The following is a 19819-nucleotide window of genomic DNA, read 5'->3' as shown; positions in this document are numbered from 1 at the left end:
GGATTCCGGCCGGCCAGGTGCGGTGCGAGGATCGTGGCATGGCGCGCGCTGTGGTGATCGGGGCTGGAATCGGTGGACTGGCGGCCGGGGTCGCACTGCGACGCCGGGGCTGGGACGTGACGGTCCTCGAGCGGGCCCCCGCCCTGGAACCGGTCGGTGCCGGCTTGGCCGTCGCCCCGAACGCGCTGCGGGTGCTGGATGCGCTCGGCGTCGGCGAGCGGCTGCGCAAACTGGCAGCCTTGCAGGGCGCCGCCGGCATTCAGCGCCCGGACGGCGGCTGGATCTCGCGCACCGACGCGTCGCAGGCGGCGCGACGATACGGCGAGCCGGTGATCATCGTGCATCGCGCGACGCTGGTGGAGGCCCTCGTCGAGGCGCTGGAGCCGGGCACGCTCCGGCTCGGCCTGCCGGCCGAGGACGTCGATGCCGACGCCGGGCGGGTGGTCACCGCTGACGGGACGCTCACCGCCGATCTGGTGGTCGCCGCCGACGGGCTTCATTCCCCGGTACGGTCCACACTGTTCCCGCGACACCCCGGCCCGGTCTACACCGGAGTGACGAGCTGGCGCATCGTCGTGGCGCACCCCGGCGGGACAGTGTTTCCGGCCGAGACCTGGGGTTCCGGAAAGGTGTTCGGGGTCGCGGTGCTCGGCGACGGCCGGGTCTACTGCTACGCCACGGCGCCCGCCGCGGCCGGCGCCCGGGCCGGCGACGAGAAGGCGGAGATGCTGCGCCTGTTCGGCGGCTGGCACGAGCCGATCCCGTCGCTGATCATGTCCGCTGACGAGGTGGTCCGCACTGACATCCGCTGTCTGGACGAGCCGCTTCCCCGGTACCACTCCGGGAAGGTGGCGCTGCTCGGCGACGCGGCGCACGCCATGACCCCGAACCTGGGCCAGGGCGCCTGCCAGGCCTTGGAGGACGCGCTGGTTCTGGCACTTCACGCCGATGACCTGCCGCGTTACACGGCCGAGCGCCTACCGCGTACCACCGAGGTCGCCCGCGCCTCACGCAGAGTGGGCCGCGTCTCGGGCCTGAACAACCCGCTCGCCGAGCGCCTCCGCAACGCGGCCATGTCCGTGGTCGGCAAGCTCGGCCCCGACATGGTCATGCGCCAGATGGACCCGGTCCTCGGGTGGCGCCCACCCACCGTGTGAACCGCGAGCGTCTGAAGTCCCGCACTGTCTGAATCCCGAGCGTCTGAAGCTTCGCACCGTGTGGATCGCGCGCGTCTGAAGCTTCGCACTGTGTGGACTTCGAGCGTCTGAAGTCCTGCACCGTGTGGACCGCGAGCGTCTGAAGTCCTGCACCGTGTGGACCGCGAGCGTCTTAAGGCAGGCTGAGCCCTGGATTCCGCAGGTTGGGGGTTGGGGTGTGCGAGCTGAGGCGTGCCGACGCCCGGATCTCACGCGCTTTCGGTTGGCAGTGAGCGTGTGGAGTCGAGGTGACGTGTGCACCCGAACCCCACACGCTCGCTGTGATCAGCGGGCCAGGGCCTTGGCGAGGTCGTCGCGGAAGGTGCGCTCGCTCTCGGTGACCGCCTCGCCGCCGATGCCGAGGACGCCGCCGGTCGAGGCCGCGCCCACCACCTCGTCGGCGATCTCCACGAGCCAGTGCTTGTACGTCTCGGCGTCGGCGGGGGAAGCCTTCGCGGCCAGCAGCGCGGCCACCTCGGCGGCCCGGGCCACCACGTCCGCGGCATACCCGGCGGGGTCGCCCGGCTGGATCACCGGCGGTTCCTCGCCGATCTCCGGGTCGCCGGCCTCGGCGACCGCAGCCGTGGCGACGGCCGCGACCAGCGGGCTCGCCGACGAGCGGGCGTCGGAGATGCGGTCCAGCCCGGCCGCGCTCTCGGCGCGCGTCTTGCGGGCGCTGTCGGGGCTGGCGGCGCTCGCCGCGGTGAGTACCGACTGCGGCAGGCCGGTCAGCAGCCCCCACTCGGCGTCGGTGAATCCCAGGTCGGCGTAGAGCGGTTGATCCGTCACGCGGTTGTCCCTTTCAATCGAGAGCCGGCGGCCTGTCGAGGGGCGGAGGCCCGTCGATGACCGACAGCATTCTTACTTACCCCTTTCGGCCGTTGTTGCACCCTGTGACGATCACATCCATGTCACGCCGGCTGTTCTGTTTCGGACTGTTCGTGGCCTGGGCCGTTCATGACGTGGAGGAGGTGGCGACCGCGAGCTGGTGGTCGGCGCGTACCACGCCGCGGCTGCTGGCGGACGGCTGGCCACCCGGCCTGGTCGAGGTCGTCGGTTCGACGACGCCGCGCTTCGCGCTGGCGGCGGCCCTGGTCGGTGTCGCGGTCCTGAGCGCGGCCCTCTCCGGGGTACGCAGCGACGGCCACGCGGCATTCTTCCGAGCGGCCGTCCTGGTCTTCGGCTGGCACGGCCTGGTCCATGTGGCCCAGGCCGTCCTCCTACGCGACTACGTTCCCGGCCTGGTCACCGCGCTCCTGCTGGTGATCCCCTATGCCTTCTGGCACGGCCGCCGCCTGCGCCCCGACCCCGTCCCTGGCAAGACCATCGCGGTGGTCGCGGGGTTCGCCGTCGCGCTCACAGCCGCCGCGCAGGCCGTCGCCCGCCTCCTGCTGCCCTGACGATCCCGCCCGCGCGCCCAGGCCGACCCATTCGCAATCCCGCCCGTTCATTGGGACCCGACCCGCTCCCGAGCCGACCCGTTCCCGAGCCGACCCGTTCCCGAGCCGACCCGTTCCCGAGCTGACCCGTTCCCGAGCTGACCTGTTCCCGAGCTGACCTGTTCGGGAGGTGACCTGTTCCCGAGCTGACCTGTTCGGGAGGTGGCCTGTTCGGGAGGTGGCCTGTTCGGGAGGTGGCCTGTTCGGGAGGTGGCCTGTTCGGGAGGTGGCCTGTTCGGGAGGTGGCCTGTTCGGGAGGTGGCCTGTTCGGGAGGTGGCCTGTTCGCGAGGTGGCCTGTTCGCGAGGTGGCCTGTTCCGGAACTGATCCGTTCGGGGGCGTGCTGACCTCTTCGGGCACCCACCCGCTCGGCGCGAGCCCATATGTTGGCGTGTTCCGACACTCGCTCAGTCATGGCTCCGGCCGACCCCAGCGTTGACCTCAGCCCGCCTGCGGCATGTCACCTGTGAAAACCCGACACCCGCTGCGTATGTAGCCCACACCCGCAGCGGGTGTCATGTTTTCGCGCCCACCTAGTCTCCGGAGCGTCGGCCGGCACCCAAGTGCGGGAGCGGTGGCTGGCTGGCACCTATGTTGGGGGAGCGGTGGCTGGCTGGCACCTATGTTGGGGAGCGGCGGCGGGTCAGCTCGGCAGCCTGGAGGGGCAACCTCCCGCGGGAACGCGGTGAGTGCCCAGGTTCGGGTGCCGGCCGCTCGGCCGGCGGACGTGCGGGCCCGGAGTGGGCGGTCCCGGGCGTGCGGGCCCCGGAGTGGGCGGTCCCGGGCGGGTGGTCCCGGCGGGCGGTCCCGGGCGGATGGTCCCGGGTGGGTGGTCCCGGCGGGCGGTCCCGGGCGGATGGTCCCGGGTGGGTGGTCCCGGCGGGCGGTCCCGGGCGGATGGTCCCGGTTGGGTGGTTCCCGGGCGGGTGGTCCCAGCGGGCGGTCGCGGGCGGGCGGTCTGGGAGTGGGCGGTCGCTCAACAACGTCGATTACGCCCTCTGGGATCGTGACGATCCACGCGGCCGGGAGTTGCTGGAGGAGAGTCCGGCCGTCGCCCTGGCCGCCGGCGAGGACGATCACGCCTGCCGTGCCTACACCAACCTGGCCTGGCACCTGTTCAACGAGTGGCGGCTGCGTGAGGCCGGTGAGCTGCTGGACGCGGGGATGGCGTTCGCCGAGCGTAGCGAGGTGCTGGGGTTCCTGCGTTACCTGTACATCACCCGCTCGATGGTGCACCTGCAGCTCCGCGAGTGGGTGGAGGTCGAGCGGCACGCCCGCTGGGAGGACGGCGCGCCGGCGGAGGACGGCGCGCCGGCGATGATGCGTACCCCCGCGCTCGTCGTCCTGGGTCTGGTGCGGGTCCGCCGCGGCCTGCCCGGCGGCGACGAGCTGATCGAGGAGGCGTGGGAGATCGCCCGGGGCATCGGCGAGGCGCAGCGGGTCGGCCCGGCGGGCGCGGCGATGGCGGAGGCAGCCTGGCTGCGCGGCGACCCGTCGGCCGCCGCCCCGCTCACGCCGGCCTTCCGGCGGCCGCTGGCCGCCGAGGGCGGGCGCCGGCTGGGCGCCTTCGGCTACTGGCTGCACCGGCTGGGCGCGGACGTCCCGGTCTTCGCGCCATTCGCCGCCCTCACGGCCGGTCAACCCTGGGACGCGGTCGTACGGTGGGCGAAGGCCGGAAGCCGCTACGAGCTGGCTCCCGCCCTCCGTCACAGGACCGTGCCGGAGAATCTGCTCGAAGCGGTCCGCATCCTCGACGCCCTGGACGCCGCCCCGCTCGCCCGCCGGGTCCGGCCCCGGCTTCGTGAGCTGAGTGTGTCGCGGATCCCGCGTGGCCCGAAACCGGCGACCCGCGACAACCCGGCCGGGTTGACCGGCCATCAGGCCGAGGTGCTGCGCCTGCTCGCCGAGGGCCTGAGCAACCCGGAGATCGCCGCGCGCCTGGTCCTGTCGGTCCGCACGGTCGACACGCATGTGGCCGCCGTGCTGACCAAGCTGGCGGCCCGTTCCCGGCGAGACGCATGTGGCCGCCGTGCTGACCAAGCTGGCGGCCCGTTCCCGGCGAGACGCATGTGGCCGCCGTGCTGACCAAGCTGGCGGCCCGTTCCCGGCGGGGGGCGGTCGCGTGGGCCCGGGAACTGGGGCTGCTGCCGGCTCGCGATCGCGGCTGACAGAATCGTGGGGTGCGAGAGGTGGTCGACGGGGTCTTCGAGCTCCGCCTGGGATATGTCAACGTGCATCTGGTCGTCACCGACGACGGGCTGGTGCTGGTCGACACCGGCCTGCCCGGCCGGTCGCCGCTGATCGAGCGGGCTCTGAAGGGCATTCGCCGGTCACTGGGCGAGGTGACCACGATCCTGGTCACCCACCACCATCCCGACCATGTCGGCAACCTCGCCGACCTGCGTGCGCGCACCGGCGCCCGGGTGATCGCGCACGCCGCCGACGCTCCGTGGATCACCGGGCACGTGCCGCCCGCGGAGCCGGTGGGCCTGCTCGCCAGGCTGGCCGGCCGGGTGATCGGCAAGGTCGAGCCGACGAAGATCGACCAGTTGATCACCGCGGACGGTTCGGAGCCGCTGCCCGGTTTCACCGCCCTGCACACTCCGGGGCACACCCGTGGTCACGTCTCCTACCTGCTGGACCGTTCCGGCGGCATCCTCTTCGCCGGTGACGCCGCCGCCAGCCGTGGGGGGAAGGTGACCGGCCCGCCCCGCCCGGTCACCGCCGATCCGGTGCGGGCCGGACAGAGTCTGGCCCGTCTCGCCGAGCTGGAGTTCGATCATGCGGTGTTCGGTCATGGCCGGGCCGTCTCCGGGTTGGCGGTGGAGGCGTTCCGCAAGGCCGTGGCGGGCTGACCGCGTGGCGCGTCGCAAAGCGCTGCGCCGGCCCGGCGTGGAGGCGCTTCCGGAAGCGGGCGCGTGACCTATGCTGTGACATTGATTACCTGCGATGGCAGTGCGAGCGTGGGAGTCATTCGTGCCGAAACCCGGGCCCGGGCTACGCCTCCTCGACGTCGCACGCCATGCCGGCGTCTCACTGGCCACCGCGTCCCGCGCCCTCGCCGGCCGCGAAGGGGTCAGCCAGGAGGTCGCGAACCGGGTCCGCCAGGTGGCCGACGACCTCGGCTATGTCGCCAACCCGTTCGCCCGCACCCTCGCCGGCGGCGCCAGCCCCACCGTCGGGCTGATCGTGCACCAGATCGACGACCCGTACTTCTCCGAGATCGCCGGCGGCGTGATCCAGCTCGCCGACGAGCGGAGACTGCTCGTGCAGATCTGCCACTCCGGCCGCGACCCCGGCCACGAGTTGCGCCAGATCCGCCACCTGATCGCCCAGCGCGCCGGCGTCATCATCATCGCCGGCTCCGGGTTCGGCGACCCGGGCGTCGAAGCCGAGACCCGGACGGTCCTCGCCGGCTACCAGCGCGGCGGTGGCCGGGTCGCGGTGATCGGCCGGCACGCTCTCGACGCCGACGCGGTCCTGCCCGACAACGTGGCCGGCGGTCACGCCCTCGGCTCCCACCTGGCCGAACTCGGCCACCGCCGGATCGCCGTGGCCGCCGGGGCCGCCGTGCTCAACACGGTGGCCGACCGGCTGGCCGGGGTGGCCGCCGCTCTCCGCAGGCACGGCCTGTCCCCGGACGACGTGCCGGTCGTGCACGCCGACTTCGTCCGCGAGGGCGGACGTCTCGCCGCCGACCGGATCCTCCGCGACCACCCGGACACCACCGCGATCATCGCGCTGAACGACGCGATGGCCATGGGTGTGCTCGCCACACTGCGCGAACGCGGCATCGGCGTGCCGTCCCGGATGTCGGTCGCCGGCTTCGACGACGTCTCGGTGGCGGCCGACCTCGCCCCCAGCCTCACCACCGTCCGCCTGCCGATGACCGACATGGGCCGGACGGCCCTGGAACTCGCCCTGAAATCAGCCGGCAGCCGCCCGCGCCGCCGTCCCACCGGCCACCGGCTCATCGTCCGCGACTCCACCGGCCTCGTCCCGTCCGGGGCCCGCCTCGCCGGAGAGGGCGTCGAGTGACTGGGTGGCCGGTTTTGATCAGTTCTGCTGGTTGATATAGGTGGGGTGGTCGATGAGGAACGCCGCCACCCGGTCCTCGGTGACCGCCTTGAAGAACTCGTCGACGCCGGGCAGGAACCGTTCGCCTTTGTACTCGCCCTCGTAGACGCCCTCGCCCGGCAACTTGACCGTGATCATGTCGTCGACGTTCAGCTCTCTCATCTCGACGGCCCAGTCCACGATGGAGTGGCCACCGCCGGCGAAGGTCAGCGAGTCGCCGGCCGCGGCCATGATGGGCAGCAGTTTCGACGGGTCGGTGACCACGTCCCGGCTCAGCGCCTGCTTCGCCATCGCTTTGATGAACTGCTGCTGGTGCCGTTGCCGGTCGTAGTCGGTCATGTCGTCGCCGTAGCGCTGCCGGACGTAGTCGAGGGCCTCCCACGCCTTCAGCTGCACCGGCGCGTCGCTCTTCTTGTAGATCTTCTGCGGCCCGGTGTACGGCCGGGCGCAGCGGTGATGCCCCTGGCACGCGGGTATCCGGTCACGGGGGCTGCCGTCGGCCTTGAGGTGTTCGGACTTCACGTCCATGTCGATGACCATCTCGACGCCGCCCATCGCCTCGACGATCTTCTTGAAACCGCCGAAGTTGACGATCGCGCCGGCGTCGAACTTCTTGATGCCCGTGACATTGCCGACAGTCTTGGCCAGCAGCTGGAAACCCTGAGCCGGGCTGTACTTGTTGTCACCGAGCCGGCTGCCCCACGACATCGCAGCGTTGATCTTGTCGCGTCCCGCGCCGGTGCCCGACTTGTCGAACGCCGGGATGTTCACCCGCAGATCCCGCGGCATGGAGAAGAGATAGGCGCTGTGCCGGTCCCGCGGGATGTGCGCCACCACGATCGAGTCGGCGAGGGGTGCCGTCTGGTCGTCCCGCGGATCGATCCCGACCAGCAGGATGTTCACCGGCCCGTTGATGTCGGACTTCACCGGTGCGGCCTCGGCGGCCTCCGCTGGCTTCGGCTCGATGGGGTCGAGCAGACTCTCGTCGGTGACCGAGTCGGCGTACTTGGCCATCAGCGCCCGCCCGGTCACGAGGCTGCCGCCGCCGAGCAGCAGGAGAACGGCGCCGAAGGCGACGCAGAGCCGTGCCCACAACGGGGCTCGGCGTTTCGCAGACTTGGTGGTCACCCTGGTCCCATCCCCCGATAGCGGCAACGAGCGGATGATGGCACAGCCGCGCAACGCAACGGGACCGGTCGATCGGTCGCAGTGTCCGCAGCAGGGTACCGGGTCGCTCACACGGCTTCCAGCAATTGTTGCCCGACAACCATGGGAAGCGCGAGCCGACCATGGCTCGGACGTGCGCGGGCTCACGTTGCCGGCGCGGCCCGGGCCACGTTCAGGGGCGACGGTGCCGTTGGCGACCAGCAGGCCTGGGTAGAGTGAAGCGAAGTTAGATCGCATCAAGCTTTGGAGGGTCGATGTTCGTAGGACGGCGTACTGAACTCGACCTGCTCGTCAATCACCTCGCTCGCATCCGGCGCACCGGTGAGGGCCGCTCTATCGCCATCCGCGGACGGCGGCAGGTCGGCAAGTCGCGGCTGGTGCAGGAACTGTGCGACCGGGTCGATCTGCCGTACTGCTTCTACACCGCCGTCAAGGGCGCATCGAGCATCGAGGCGGTCGGCTACTTTCTCGGTGCCTTGCGCGACTCATCGCTGCTCGACTCCGGCGGTCGTGATCTTCTGCCGTCCCAGTCACCGGCCGGTGGCTGGGGAGACATGCTGCGTGTCCTGGCCGGGGTGCTGCCCGATACGCCAAGCATCGTCGTTCTCGATGAACTGCCCTGGATCTCCGAGCAGGATGCGACTTTCGACGGGCATCTGCAGGTTGCCTGGGACCGGCTCCTCTCCCGCAAGCCGGTGCTGCTGTTGCTGCTCGGCAGCGATATGCACATGATGCGGCGGTTCACGGAGTACGACCGGCCCTTCTACGGCCGGGCCACGAACCTGCTCCTCGGACCGTTCAATCTCGCCGAGACCGCCGTCGTGACCGGTCTGAGCGGCGCAGACGCGATCGACGCGCACCTGATCACCGGTGGGTTGCCCGGCATCGCCCTAGAGTGGTCGCCGGGCACTCCATCGACTGATTTCCTGCGTCAGGAGATCGCCCACAAGACGTCAGCGTTGTTCACCGTTCCCGAGCAGTCCCTGGCATCGGAGTTCCCCGCCCCGGACACCGCCCGGCGCATCCTGGAAGCAGTCGGCGGCGCGGGCAGCCGTACCTTCAGCAACATCGCCGCGGCAGCCGGCGACCGCGGCGGCCCGGTCAGCTCCGGCACCCTGTCCCCGCTGCTGCACCGGCTCGTCGAGGAGAAACAGATCCTCGCCGTCGACAAGCCACTGTCCACCAAGCCCAGCAAACTGGCCCAGTACCGGATCGCCGACAGCAACCTGCGCCTATACCTGGCCATCCTGCGCGACGTGCATCAGCTGGTCCTGCGCGACCGGACAGCCGCCGCCCACGCGGTCCTCGAGGCGCGATGGTCCACCTGGCGAGGCAACGCGGTCGAGCCGATCATCCGCGACGCGCTCGCCCTCGCCGCCGGCGCCGGTCAGTTGCCCTGGACCGACACATGGGAAGTCGGCGGCTGGTGGAACCGCCAGTCCAACCCCGAGATCGATCTGGTCGGCGCCGACCGAGCCCCGATCGCCTCCCGGATCGCGTTCGCCGGTTCCATCAAGTGGCAGGACGGCCCGTTCACCCGGCACCATCTCGACGAACTGCGCCGCGATGCCCCGATGATCCCGGGTTTTCAGCCCGGGGCCAGTGGCCTGGTGGTGGTCAGCCGCTCGGGAGCCGACCTCCCGGACGGGGCCGCGGATCTGATCTGGGGGCCCGACGACATCGTTCAGGCCTGGTCCGTCTGACGCGCACCGTCGGACTGGACGGCGCGTCGGTCACTCGCTGACCAGCAGCTTCTGCTCCACCACTACCGGAACGGACAAGGTCTTGTAGCCGACGGTGTCGAACAGGACGGTCATCCGCTCCTCCTCGTAGTTCATCACCATGCCGGTGCCCCACTCGCCGTGGCGGACCTGGCTGTGCACCGCGAAGGGGCCGTCCGACTCGGCGGCGGCGACCTCCGCGGCGCTGCCGTCGGAGCAGTTGTCGCAGTGCCGGCAGCCCTTCTTGATGTCCTCGCCGAAGTAGGCGAGCAGTGTCTCGGTGCGGCACTGCCGGGACTGGGCGAAGCCACGCATCATGTCGGTACGGGACCGGATGACCGCCTGCTGCCGTTCGTACTCCTCGACGGCGGCCTCGGCCGCGACGGCCGGGAGCGGCGCGCGGGCCGGGACCGTCAGCTTGTGGCCGGCGCCGGCCCGCACCGCGCCCACCTGTTCCAGCAGGTTGAGGTACTGGCCGATCTTGCGGGGGCCGAGTCCGGTGGCCTTCTGCAGCGCCGTCTTCGTGGCCGGGCCCTTGTGCAGTTCACCGGCCAGTTCCCGCAGTTCCTCGGCCGACGGCGAGCCGCCCTGGAAGAAACGCTGGATGGCCTCGTCCTCGGATCGCCAGAGCAGCAGCGCGCGAGCCGGCTCGCCGTCGCGCCCGGCCCGGCCGATCTCCTGGAAGTAGCTGTCCGGGGAGTCGGGCAGGGCGACGTGCGCCACCCAGCGGATGTTCGGTTTGTCGATGCCCATGCCGAACGCCGAGGTCGCCACCATGATGTCGACCTTGTCGTTCTGGAAGTCGACGTGCCGTTGCTCGCGCAGCCCGGCGGCCATCCCACCGTGGTAGTACTCGGCCGGGTAGCCGGACTCCCTGAGCCGTTCGGCGAGCTCCTCGGCGGCCCGCCGGGTGGCGACGTAGATGATGCCGGGCCGCCGCTCCTCGTCGAGCATCGTGGTCAGCTTGCGCCACCGGTAGTTGTCGTCGGGGCAGTACGCGACCTCGAGGAACAGGTTGCGCCGGTCCAGCCCGGACACGTGGATCTCGGGTTTGTTCAGGCGCAGCCGGGCGATGATGTCCTCGCGGACCGGCGGTGACGCGGTGGCGGTGAGCGCCAGGATCGGCGGGCGGCCGATCTGCTTGATCATGTCGCCGAGGGCCAGGTAGTCCGGGCGGAAGTCGTGACCCCAGGCGGAGATGCAGTGCGCCTCGTCGACGGCGACCAGCCCGGGCTTGAGGGCGCGCACCTCGGCCAGCCGCTCCGGGTCGCTGAGCTGCTCGGGCGTGATGAAGAGGAACTCGGCCTCGCCCTTGCGGATCGCCTCGATGGCATCGCGCTGCTGGGCCGGGGTCTCGGCGGAGCTGACCCGGACCGCCCGCAGTTTCGGGTCGCCGTGCTCGTTGAGGGCCGCGATCTGGTCCTGCTGGAGGGCGAGCAACGGCGAGATCACCACGGTCGGGCCGGGCAGCAGCACGGCCGGGATCTGGTAGATCGCCGATTTCCCGGCGCCGGTCGGCAGCACCACGAGGGTGTCGCGGCGGCGCAGCACGGCACGCATCGGCTTGAACTGGCCGGGGCGCAGCGACGACCAGCCGAAGTGCTTCCGCGCGATCTTGCGAAGGCGCGGCCCGTAGACGGGGATGTTCAGTTTCATGCGATCTTCGGGAGGATCTCGCGGGCGTACAGGTCGAAGAGACCCTGGTAGTGCGGGCCGGTGTTGGCCACGTAGATCTCCTCGAAGCCGGCGTCGGCGTACTTGCGGATCATCTCCAGGTGCTTCTCCGGGTCGTTGCCGCAGACGAAGGCCTCGGCGACCATCTCCTCGGTGACGAGCTGCGACGCCTGCTCGAAATGCTTGGGTGAGGGCAGCACCTGGGAGAGCTCGCCGGGCACGCCGGCGTTGGGCCATTTCTGGTACGCGATCCGCGCGCCCTCCTGGGCGGTGTCGGCGAAGGCCGCCTTGAACCCGGCCTGTGTCACCTTGCCGGCGCCGCCGGACTCCCGGAACGTGCGGACCATGTCGGCGTCCGGGGCCACGTTGACGTAGCCGTCGCCGATGCGGCCGGCCAGGGCCGTCGACTTGGGGCCGAACCCGGAGATCAGGATCTCGACCGGTTTCTCCGGCAGGGTGTAGATGCGGGCGTTCTCGACGGTGTAGTGCTTGCCGTGGTGCGAGTAGTTGTCGCCGGTCCAGAGGCCGCGCATGATCGCGACGGCCTCCTCGAGCATCTCCAGGCGCACCTCCTCCTCGGGCCAGGCGTCGCCGAAGATGTGCTCGTTGAGGGCCTCGCCGGTGCCGACGCCGAGCCGGAAGCGGCCGCCGGTGAGCACCGCGCTGGTAGCGGCGGCCTGGGCGATCACGGCCGGATGGATGCGCACGGTCGGGCAGGTCACCGCCGTCGTGATGTCCAGGCCGGTGGCCTGGCTGAGCGCGCCGATCATGGACCAGACGAAAGCGCTCTGGCCCTGGGCGTCGACCCACGGGTGGTAGTGGTCGGAGATCCAGAGGCCGCGGAAACCGGCTCGCTCCGCGCCTTTCGCCTGCTCGATGAGCTCGGCAGGCGAGTACTCCTCGCTCGACAGGAAGTATCCGATTCGCATGGCCCGCCCGGTACCCCTATTTGCCTCCGAACATGCGGCGGATCGCCCAGAGCAGGAACAGAACGGCGAGGGCTATGCCGAGCAGGCGGACGGCGTGCACCTCGGACCAGTCGACCCCGGTCGCGGCGAGTGGAGTGAGCACGTGCACATCCTATCGGCGTGACGACCACTGCTAATAGAAAGGTTTGTTGACTAAACTCTGCGAGTGGTGTGAACATAGGTCCCCGTACGGGGAGACGAACGCATCGGAGGTACGGGGGCTCATGTCCATTCACGGCGAATTGCCGGAACTGGCTGCTGCGGTGCTGCAACCGGGCTTCGTCGGCACCACCGCACCGGACTGGGTCCGCCGGTGGCTCGGTTCCGGCCTGGGGGGCGTCGCGCTCTTCGCCCGCAATGTGGAGTCGCCCTCGCAGGTGGCCGCACTCACCGCACAGCTGCGCGCCGAGAACCCCGATGTGATCGTGGCCATCGACGAGGAGGCCGGTGACGTCACCCGGTTCGAGTCGCGGCACGGCAGCTCCCGGCCGGGCAACCTGGCCCTGGGAGCGATCGACGACCCGGAACTCACCGAGACGGTCGCCCGCGATCTGGGCCGGGAGCTGGCCGACGCCGGCATCACCCTGGACTACGCCCCGGACGCGGACGTCAACAGCAACGCCGCAAACCCGGTCATCGGGGTACGGGCCTTCGGCGCCGAGCCCCGGCTGGTCGCCCGGCACACCTCAGCCTTCATCCGCGGGCTCCAGGAGTCCGGGGTGGCCGCCTGCGCCAAGCACTTCCCGGGTCACGGCGACACCAACGTCGACTCGCACCACGACGTGCCGGTGATCGACCGGACCCGGGCGGAGCTGGCGGAGACAGAGCTGGTCCCGTTCCGGGCGGCCATCGCGGCCGGCGCCAAGTCGGTGATGACCGGTCACCTGCTCGTCCCGGCGTACGACCCGGAGCTTCCGGCCACCCTCAGCCCGCGCATCCTGACCGGCCTGCTCCGCGAGGAGCTGGGCTTCGACGGCCTGATCGTCACCGACGGCATCGAGATGCAGGGTGTCCGCCGCCGGTACGGCCTGGAGGGCGCGACCGTCCGGGCGCTCGCCGCCGGGGTGGACGCGATCTGCGTGGGCGGCGACCACGCCGACGAGCGGACGGCGATCCGCCTGCGGGACGCGATCGTCGCCGCCGTCCGCTCCGGCGAGCTGCCCGAACAGCGGCTGCGCGACGCCGTCCAGCGGGTCCGGCGACTGGCCTCGTGGACCACCCGGGCGCAGATCGCCACCGGCGCCCGGGCCGTCGCCGACGCCGCGGCCGGCAACGAGCTCGCGGTCCTCGGCTCGACGGTCGGGTTCGCGGCCGCCCGCCGGGCGGTGAAGGTGACCGTCACCGGCAGTGGCCCGGTCCTCCCGGTGACCGGGGCGCCGCACGTGGTCGAGTTCGCGCCGCCGCGCAACATCGCGATCGGCAGCGAGACCCCGTGGGGTGTCGGCGAGCCGCTCGCCGGGCTGCTGCCCGGCACCACCGCGGTCCGGTTCACCGCCGGCGACCTGGAGCCGCTGGCCGACCCGGCCGCGCCGGTGCTGGCCGGAGCCGGGGACCGGCCGCTCGTGCTGGTGGTCCGCGACGTGCACCGCCACCCGTGGATCGAGCGGACCCTGCACCGCGTGCTGGACGTGCGCCCGGACGCGATCGTGGTCGAGATGGGCATCCCGGTCACCGTGGTCGGCGGCGTGCACATCGCCACCCACGGGGCCACCCGCGCGCTGGGCCGGGCCGCCGCCGAGCTCATCGCCGGCGTGAAGGTCTCCGAGCCGGCGCCGCAGCCGGTCGCCGCCTGATCCGCCCGCGGCCCGCGCACCACGAGATCCGATGAGGGCGGGGCGCCGGGGGTTGCTCGTACCCCGTACCGTGAAAGGGTGTTGATCTCTATGCCGCGCCGCCGCATCGCCGCCGTTCTCGCCTCGGCCGTCCTCGGCCTCGCGCTGCTCACCGGGTGTGGTGACGACGTGAGCTGCGGGCTCGACCAGTGCACCGTGACCATCCAGCGTGAGACCAACGCGAGCGTGGAGGTGCTCGGTGTGGAGGCGAAGTTCGTCTCCGCCGACGAGAACACCGTCACCCTCGACATCGCCGGCGAGAAGATCGCGCTGACCAAGGGCCAGCAGGCAGTCGACGTCGGTGGTCTGATGGTCACCCTGACCAGCGTGACGCCGGAGGCCGTGCAGGTCGAAGTGTCCCGATAACCAGGCACGTTTGGCGATCGAGGCCCCCGGTCACATTGAGGGCATGACAGCAGCCTCGAACGTCAAGAACACCGCGTCACGGGCCGCCGAGAGCAAGCCCCTGGAGCTTCTGGCCCGGGGCGGCTTCATCGGGTACGGCATCATCCACCTGCTCTTCGCCTGGATCGCGCTGCAGGTCGCCTTCAGCGGGTCCGGGCAGGACAGCGACCAGTCCGGCGCCCTCCAGACCATCGCCAAGCAGCCGTTCGGCAAGACGCTGCTGATCATCATCGCGGTCGGCCTCATCGCCATGGCGATCTGGCAGGCGTTCGAGGCGGCGATCGGCGAGAGCGGGCCGCGGGACCGCCGGGCCATGGCCGAGCGGGCCCTCTCCGTCGCCCGCACCCTGCTGTACGGCTACCTCGCGTGGAACGCGATCAAGGTGGTCAAGGACGCCGGCGCCTCGATGGGCGACAGCAACGCCAGCGGCGCCTCCGGCCTGCTGGCCTCTAGCGGCGGCCGTTCGCTGGTCGGCCTGATCGGCCTCGTGGTGCTCGGCATCGGCGTCGGCATGGCCTACTACGGTTACCAGAAGAAGTTCGTGCGGCACCTCAACACCCAGCAGATGCCGGCCGGCACCAGCCAGACGATCATCCGGCTCGGCCGGGCCGGTTACACCGCCAAGGGTGTCGCCTACGCGATCGCCGGCGCCCTGGTCGTGGTCGCCGCCGTCAACTACGACGCGAGCAAGGCCCGTGGCCTCGACTCCGCGCTGAAGACCCTGGCCGCCTCCTCCTGGGGCGTGTGGCTGCTGGCGCTGATCGCCGCCGGCATCGCCGCGTTCGGCGTCTACTGCTTCGCCCAGGCCAAGTACCGCAAGATCTGACACTGGACCGGCCCCCGGCGGCGGATGTGAGCTATCTCCGACATCCGCCGCTGCCGGTGTTCCTCCCCTTCGCGCGGGCAAAGCTGGACGCCGGCCGTGACACCGCTCGTGGGAAGGAATCCAAGTGTCCAGCGTTGTGACCGCCCTCCTCGCCGTAGCCGGCGCGGCGGGCGTGGCGATCGTGTTCGTCGAGATCGTGCACTGGCTCGTCAAACGGCTCGGGCGAAGATCGACGCTCGCCGCCGATCTGGCGAGGACCATGCACCGGCCGTTCCAGGCCACCGTCATCCTCCTCGCCGTGCAGCAGGCGGTCCGGATCTGGGCCGGTGACTTCCCCGGCCGCCCCGGCGTGGTGCACGTGCTGGTCCTGCTCTGCATCGCGGCGGCCGCCTGGCTGGTCGGCGCGACGCTGCTGGTGCTGGAGGACATGGCACTGGCCAAGTGGCGCACCGACATGCCGGACAACCTGAAGACCCGGCGCATCAAGACCCAGGTGGTGATGCTTCGCCGGGTCACGGTCGCCGCCATCGTGGTGCTCACCATCGGCGTCATGCTGATGACCTTCCCGGACATCCGCGCCCTCGGCGCCAGCGTGCTCGCCTCGGCCGGCGTGATCAGCGTGGTCGCGGCCCTGGCCGCGCAGAGCACCCTGGGCAACGTGTTCGCCGGCCTCCAGCTCGCCTTCAGCGACGCGATCCGGGTCGACGACGTGGTCGTCGTGGAGCAGGAGTGGGGCCGGATCGAGGAGATCACCCTCACCTATGTGGTGGTGCAGATCTGGGACGACCGGCGGCTGATCCTGCCGACGTCCTACTTCACCACCAAGCCGTTCCAGAACTGGACCCGGACCGGCTCGGCGGTGCTGGGCACGGCCGACATCGACGTGGACTGGTCGACGCCGGTCGAGCCGTTGCGGGCCGAGCTGCAACGCGTCTGCGAGAGCTCCGACCTGTGGAACGAGCGGGTCTGCGTGCTCCAGGTGACCGGGGCGACCGACGGCCAGATCCGGCTGCGGGCCCTGGTCAGCGCCGACGACGCGGCGGCGCTCTGGGACCTGCGGTGTCTCGTCCGGGAGCGGCTGGTCGCCTGGATCTGGCAGCACCAGCGGGCCGCGGTGCCGCGGATGCGGGCCGAGGTGGAGTCGGTGGCGTCAGGACCGGTCCTTGCGGACGGCCACATCGGCCCCGGCCCGTCGTCCGACGCGGCCCGTGTGTTCAGCGGGGGCACCGACGGCGACGCCCGCGGGGTGGTGTTCGGCGGGCCGGTTCCGGCCCCGGCCGACAGCCCGGACAGCGCCGCCAGGCCGTGAGAGGCCGCTCGCCGGCGGGCGGGGCGGTTCCGTTCGGCAGCGAGGGCGACGGCGAGGATTGAGCCGGGTGTGATCAGGGCATACACCGGTCACACGGAAAGGGGGACACGATGGCCGATGTCTTGAACGGCGTTCCCGCCCGGCCACTCGCCGAGAAGTCGACAGCCGAACTGGTGCAGCGTGCCAGCGAGCAGCTCAGCCGCCTCGTGCGTGACGAACTCACGCTCGCCAAGGCCGAACTCGCCGAGAAGGGCAAGCGTGCCGGCATCGGCGCGGGCCTGTTCGGCGGCGCGGGCGTGCTGGCGATGTACGGGGTGGGCGCCGCGATCGCGACAGGGGTCATCGCACTGGATCTGGTCCTCCCACTCTGGCTGGCCGCTCTGATCGTCACCGTCGTGCTCTTCGCGATCGCCGGTGTGCTGGCGCTGCTCGGCAAGAAGCAGGTGACCCGGGCCGTCCCGCCGGAGCCCTCGGCCGCGATCGCGAGCGTCAAGGCCGATGTCGATGAAGTGAAGCACGCGGTCAAGGAGCGTAGCCGGGCATGAGTGACAAGAACGGGAACGCCGCGAAACCGGACCTGGTGACACTGCGGGAGGAGATCCGGCAGACCCGCGCCGATCTGGGTGAGACGGTGCAGGTGCTGGCCTCCCGGGCCGACGTGAAGGCGCGCGCCCGCGAGCAGGTCGAGGAGACCAAGCAGCGGGTGCTGACGCGGGCCGCGGCGATGACCGGGCGGGTGCGTGAGGCGGCGCTGGGCGCTGGCGGGCGGGTCCGTGAGACTCCGCCGCGTGAGCTGGCATATCAGGCCGGTTCCCGGGTACGAGCCAATCCGTTGCCGGCCGTGCTGGTCGTCGCGGGTCTGGTGGCCGTGGCCGGCGTCATTCTGATCATCCGAGGGAGGCGTTGATGGCGGGCAAGTTGGCGAAACTGACCCTGAAGCCGGTGAATGTGGCGCTGGGGTTCGCCGCCGGTGCGGTCGCGGGTCTCCTCTTCAAGGAGGCGTGGAAGTTGGTCGCGGGGGACGACGACGCCCCCGACGCCGGCGACCCGGACCGGGGCTGGGGCGAGATCCTCGCCGCCGCAGCGTTGCAGGGCGCGATCTTCGCGCTCGTGAAGGCTGCCGTCCATCGTGGTGGCGCCATCACCACCAAGAAACTGACGGGCACCTGGCCCGACTAGATCAACCTGCGCATAGACGAGGGTCTTGGCGGTCCCCCGCTTCGTTCCGGTGTTCGAACCGGCGAAGTGGGGGACCTTTTCCATATCGGTCACCCATTATTGGATTCCTGCGAAGGGCAGCTTTACGGCCCGATTTTCGGGTACAGTGTGGCCAGTTTTTGCGTACGTGGTAGCTGCTTCCGCTTGACTCGCGTGACGCCGGCCCCACCCCGGGAGGGCGGCAGGTGTCCTGTGAGCCCGGTGGATGGGGTGTCCTCTGAAAGGCCGCCTCACGGCGCCGCTGCTCGAAAACGGTCATCGGCCCCGCGCTGCCGCGGTTGGGCGGGCCGGCATTTTCAGAAGGAGAGTTCAGCATGGCGCAAGGCACCGTGAAGTGGTTCAACGCAGACAAGGGCTTCGGCTTCATCACCGTCGACGGCGGGGGTGCTGACGTGTTCGTCCACTTCTCGGCCATCCAGACGAGCGGTTACCGCACTCTGGAGGAGAACCAGCGGGTGGAGTTCGAGATCGCCCAGGGCCAGAAGGGCCCGCAGGCGGAGCAGGTTCGCCCGCTCTGAGACTAGTGAGACTCGTTCACGACGGTGGAGACCTTGTCCTTCACCTGCACGGGGAGTCCCGCTCCATGTGAGTCGTGAGCAGATCTCAAACCTGCCGGTCGTGAGACCGGTTCGCCGGCCGCCTGGCGGAGGCCGGCCCGACCGTGGCCCCGCACCCTCATCGAGGTTGCGGGGCCTCTTTCGTGCCCATCACCCAGCCCTGTGCCCGTTGCCGGACGGGTGCGGTCAGTGCTGGCCGCTGGACCGCCGGCGCATGCCGAGGATCACCAGGACCAGCCCGACGGCTATCAGGACACCGCCGACCACGACCCAGACGGTCTGCCCGCTCATCAGACCGTCGCCGAGGTAGTCGAGACCCTGCAGCGTCCACACCCCACCGAGAACGATCGCCAGAAGACCGAGGGACATGGTGAGCCAGCCCTTCAACCGCGGCGGCTCTGTTTCATTGTTCACCATTTGCCGTGCACCTGTGGGCGAATCAACTCATCGTAGACCGCGGTGATCATTTCCTGGGTTTCCGGCGATAGCGGCGCAAGGTCTGCCGAGGCCGCGTTCGCCCGAGCCTGTTCCGGGTTGCGCGCACCCGGGATCACCACGGTGAGGCCGTGCTGGTCGATGATCCAGCGGAGGGCGAACTGCGCCATCGTGGCGCCGGCCGGCACCAGCGGGCGCAGCCGGCCGACCGCTTCCAGGCCGACCTGGAAGTCCACTCCGGAGAACGTCTCGCCGACGTCGAACGACTCGCCGTGGCGGTTGTAGTTGCGGTGGTCGTCGGCGGCGAACGTGGTGTTCGCGTCATAGCGCCCGGAGAGCAGGCCACTCGCCAGCGGGACCCGGGCGATGATGCCGACTCCGGCCTCGGCGGCGGCCGGCAGCACCCGCTCCAGCGGCTTGTGGCGGAACGCGTTCAGGATGATCTGCACGCTGGCCACACCGGGGCGGGCGATCGCCGTCAGCGCCTCCTCGGCGGTCTCGACGCTCACGCCGTACGCCCCGATCCGCTTCTCCTCCACCAGGGTGTCGAGGGCGTCGAAGACGGCGTCGGAGCTGAACACCGGGGTCGGCGGGCAGTGCAGCTGCACCAGGTCGAGCGTCTCCACGCCGAGGTTGGCGCGGGAGCGGTCGGTCCAGGCGCGGAAGTTGTCCAGGTGATAGTTGCCCGGCTCCTGGGGGAGCCGGCGGCCCATCTTGGTGAAGACGGTCAGGCCCGGGTGGTCCTTGAGGAACGACCCGATGATCTGTTCACTGCGGCCGTCGCCGTAGACGTCGGCGGTGTCGATGAAGGTCACGCCGGAGTCGACGGCCGCCTGCAGCGTCGCGTGCGCGTCGGACTCGCTGACCTGGCCCCAGTCGGCGCCGAGCTGCCAGGCGCCGAGGCCGACCACGCCGACGGACCGTCCCAGCTTGGGGAAGCTTCGATTTTCCACTCCGTGACACTACCGTCAGGCTGGTACTGTCAAACAAAACGTA

At 70.7% G+C, this 19819-nt stretch carries 21 protein-coding genes; 14 read left to right on the top strand and 7 right to left on the bottom strand.

Going from position 1 to position 19819, the window contains the following annotated elements; translation table 11 throughout:
• Positions 1-38 precede the first annotated feature (38 nt).
• Positions 39-1157 carry an FAD-dependent monooxygenase gene (locus QLQ12_RS22915; protein ID WP_282762361.1) on the top strand — a complete coding sequence of 373 codons (1119 nt, stop codon included), beginning with the start codon at positions 39-41 and terminating at the stop codon, positions 1155-1157.
• 324 nt (positions 1158-1481) lie between these two features.
• On the opposite strand, the gene QLQ12_RS22910 is transcribed toward QLQ12_RS22915, so the two are convergent.
• A complete protein-coding gene (locus tag QLQ12_RS22910) occupies positions 1482-1985 on the bottom strand; it encodes a hypothetical protein (protein ID WP_282762360.1) in 504 nt (167 codons plus the stop codon).
• Positions 1986-2104: 119 nt separating this feature from the next.
• Between QLQ12_RS22910 and QLQ12_RS22905 the strand changes: the two genes are divergently transcribed.
• From QLQ12_RS22905 to QLQ12_RS22890, 4 genes are all read left to right on the top strand, one after another.
• Positions 2105-2596: an HXXEE domain-containing protein gene (locus tag QLQ12_RS22905; RefSeq protein WP_282762359.1), complete on the top strand. Its 492-nt coding sequence runs from the start codon at positions 2105-2107 to the stop codon at positions 2594-2596.
• Positions 2597-3531: 935 nt separating this feature from the next.
• A complete protein-coding gene (locus QLQ12_RS22900; protein ID WP_282762358.1) occupies positions 3532-4719 on the top strand; it encodes a LuxR C-terminal-related transcriptional regulator in 1188 nt (395 codons plus the stop codon).
• 95 nt (positions 4720-4814) lie between these two features.
• Positions 4815-5489: an MBL fold metallo-hydrolase gene (locus tag QLQ12_RS22895; protein WP_282762357.1), complete on the top strand. Its 675-nt coding sequence runs from the start codon at positions 4815-4817 to the stop codon at positions 5487-5489.
• A 121-nt stretch (positions 5490-5610) separates the two neighbouring features.
• A complete protein-coding gene (locus QLQ12_RS22890) occupies positions 5611-6672 on the top strand; it encodes a LacI family DNA-binding transcriptional regulator (RefSeq protein ID WP_282762356.1) in 1062 nt (353 codons plus the stop codon).
• An 18-nt stretch (positions 6673-6690) separates the two neighbouring features.
• Here QLQ12_RS22890 and QLQ12_RS22885 read toward each other — a convergent pair whose 3' ends face one another.
• A complete protein-coding gene (locus QLQ12_RS22885; RefSeq protein WP_282762355.1) occupies positions 6691-7839 on the bottom strand; it encodes an LCP family protein in 1149 nt (382 codons plus the stop codon).
• 293 nt (positions 7840-8132) lie between these two features.
• Between QLQ12_RS22885 and QLQ12_RS22880 the strand changes: the two genes are divergently transcribed.
• The gene (locus QLQ12_RS22880) at positions 8133-9581 is read left to right on the top strand and encodes an ATP-binding protein (RefSeq protein WP_282762354.1); all 1449 of its coding nucleotides are present in this window, start codon (positions 8133-8135) and stop codon (positions 9579-9581) included.
• A gap of 30 nt (positions 9582-9611) precedes the next feature.
• Here QLQ12_RS22880 and QLQ12_RS22875 read toward each other — a convergent pair whose 3' ends face one another.
• From QLQ12_RS22875 to QLQ12_RS22865, 3 genes are read right to left on the bottom strand one after another with little or no spacing between them, the layout of a single operon-like run.
• Entirely contained in the window at positions 9612-11255 is a 1644-nt protein-coding gene (locus QLQ12_RS22875) for a RecQ family ATP-dependent DNA helicase (RefSeq protein ID WP_282762353.1), read from the bottom strand.
• Positions 11252-12202: a TIGR03557 family F420-dependent LLM class oxidoreductase gene (locus tag QLQ12_RS22870; protein ID WP_282762352.1), complete on the bottom strand. Its 951-nt coding sequence runs from the start codon at positions 12200-12202 to the stop codon at positions 11252-11254. Before QLQ12_RS22870 ends, QLQ12_RS22875 begins: the two co-directional genes overlap by 4 nt.
• A gap of 16 nt (positions 12203-12218) precedes the next feature.
• The gene (locus QLQ12_RS22865) at positions 12219-12344 is read right to left on the bottom strand and encodes a hypothetical protein (RefSeq protein ID WP_275413259.1); all 126 of its coding nucleotides are present in this window, start codon (positions 12342-12344) and stop codon (positions 12219-12221) included.
• Between the two features lie 121 nt (positions 12345-12465).
• On the opposite strand from QLQ12_RS22865, the gene QLQ12_RS22860 reads away from it, so the two are divergent.
• From QLQ12_RS22860 to QLQ12_RS22825, 8 genes are all read left to right on the top strand, one after another.
• Positions 12466-14034, top strand: coding sequence for a glycoside hydrolase family 3 protein (locus QLQ12_RS22860; RefSeq protein WP_282762351.1), 1569 nt, complete (start codon positions 12466-12468; stop codon positions 14032-14034).
• 78 nt (positions 14035-14112) lie between these two features.
• Positions 14113-14439: a hypothetical protein gene (locus tag QLQ12_RS22855; RefSeq protein ID WP_407651537.1), complete on the top strand. Its 327-nt coding sequence runs from the start codon at positions 14113-14115 to the stop codon at positions 14437-14439.
• A gap of 43 nt (positions 14440-14482) precedes the next feature.
• Positions 14483-15304 (top strand): DUF1206 domain-containing protein, encoded by an 822-nt coding sequence (locus tag QLQ12_RS22850; protein WP_282762350.1) that lies wholly within the window; start codon positions 14483-14485, stop codon positions 15302-15304.
• A 124-nt stretch (positions 15305-15428) separates the two neighbouring features.
• A complete protein-coding gene (locus QLQ12_RS22845) occupies positions 15429-16613 on the top strand; it encodes a mechanosensitive ion channel family protein (protein WP_282762349.1) in 1185 nt (394 codons plus the stop codon).
• Positions 16614-16723: 110 nt separating this feature from the next.
• Positions 16724-17158 (top strand): phage holin family protein, encoded by a 435-nt coding sequence (locus QLQ12_RS22840; protein WP_282762348.1) that lies wholly within the window; start codon positions 16724-16726, stop codon positions 17156-17158.
• The gene (locus tag QLQ12_RS22835) at positions 17155-17520 is read left to right on the top strand and encodes a DUF3618 domain-containing protein (RefSeq protein WP_282762347.1); all 366 of its coding nucleotides are present in this window, start codon (positions 17155-17157) and stop codon (positions 17518-17520) included. The genes QLQ12_RS22840 and QLQ12_RS22835 overlap by 4 nt, the downstream gene beginning before the upstream one ends.
• Complete coding sequence (locus QLQ12_RS22830) at positions 17520-17792, top strand: DUF4235 domain-containing protein (RefSeq protein ID WP_282762346.1); 273 nt, start codon at positions 17520-17522, stop codon at positions 17790-17792. Before QLQ12_RS22835 ends, QLQ12_RS22830 begins: the two co-directional genes overlap by 1 nt.
• A 353-nt stretch (positions 17793-18145) precedes the next feature.
• Positions 18146-18349: a cold-shock protein gene (locus QLQ12_RS22825; RefSeq protein ID WP_011905669.1), complete on the top strand. Its 204-nt coding sequence runs from the start codon at positions 18146-18148 to the stop codon at positions 18347-18349.
• A gap of 225 nt (positions 18350-18574) precedes the next feature.
• On the opposite strand, the gene QLQ12_RS22820 is transcribed toward QLQ12_RS22825, so the two are convergent.
• Both QLQ12_RS22820 and QLQ12_RS22815 read right to left on the bottom strand, forming a co-directional pair.
• Positions 18575-18805 carry a hypothetical protein gene (locus tag QLQ12_RS22820; RefSeq protein ID WP_282762345.1) on the bottom strand — a complete coding sequence of 77 codons (231 nt, stop codon included), beginning with the start codon at positions 18803-18805 and terminating at the stop codon, positions 18575-18577.
• Positions 18799-19776 (bottom strand): aldo/keto reductase, encoded by a 978-nt coding sequence (locus tag QLQ12_RS22815; RefSeq protein ID WP_282762344.1) that lies wholly within the window; start codon positions 19774-19776, stop codon positions 18799-18801. Before QLQ12_RS22815 ends, QLQ12_RS22820 begins: the two co-directional genes overlap by 7 nt.
• Between the last annotated feature and the right edge of the window lie 43 nt (positions 19777-19819).

The sequence above is a fragment of the Actinoplanes sandaracinus genome (assembly GCF_030009775.1).
Lineage (GTDB): Bacteria > Actinomycetota > Actinomycetes > Mycobacteriales > Micromonosporaceae > Actinoplanes > Actinoplanes sandaracinus.
Note: the sequence above shows the minus strand (reverse complement) of the source record. Positions and strands in the feature narration are given on the sequence as shown.